Origin of the sequence: Campylobacter sp. BCW_6873, from assembly GCF_001762365.1 — a bacterium.
Classification (GTDB): Bacteria; Campylobacterota; Campylobacteria; order Campylobacterales; family Campylobacteraceae; genus Campylobacter_D; species Campylobacter_D jejuni.
This window is the reverse complement of record NZ_MJWS01000066.1, coordinates 1-331: the sequence shown is the minus strand read 5'-3', so window position 1 is coordinate 331 and position 331 is coordinate 1. Positions and strand designations below refer to the sequence as shown.

At 32.6% G+C, this 331-nt stretch carries 1 pseudogene; it reads right to left on the bottom strand.

The window, feature by feature from the left end:
• Positions 1 to 218, bottom strand: a pseudogene (locus AJ932_RS05645) (hypothetical protein); the annotation flags it as partial.
• Between the last annotated feature and the right edge of the window lie 113 nt (positions 219 to 331).

Below are 331 nucleotides of genomic sequence, written 5' to 3'. Positions count from 1 at the left end.
TTCTCCCCTGTGTGAAATTCAGGATCTAGGTATTGGGGTTTATAGTCTTTGTAGGGGGAGTTTTGTTTGATATTGTGTGCTTCAAACAAAGCTTTGGAATATTCTTGGGTGTATTTGCCTACCTTAGCTCCCCCATCATATAATAAAATTTTATTCGTTTTTTTTTCTACATCTAATATAAGTCCATTAGGTGTATAAATCTCGTAAGTTTCACTCATTTTTATCCTTTCATCCTATATATAAACCATCTTCCATGATTATAGTTGTAGCTAGTCTGCCTATGCAATTACTTTAATCTTTAATGCCATTTTCTTCGCCAAATTTTAGTATT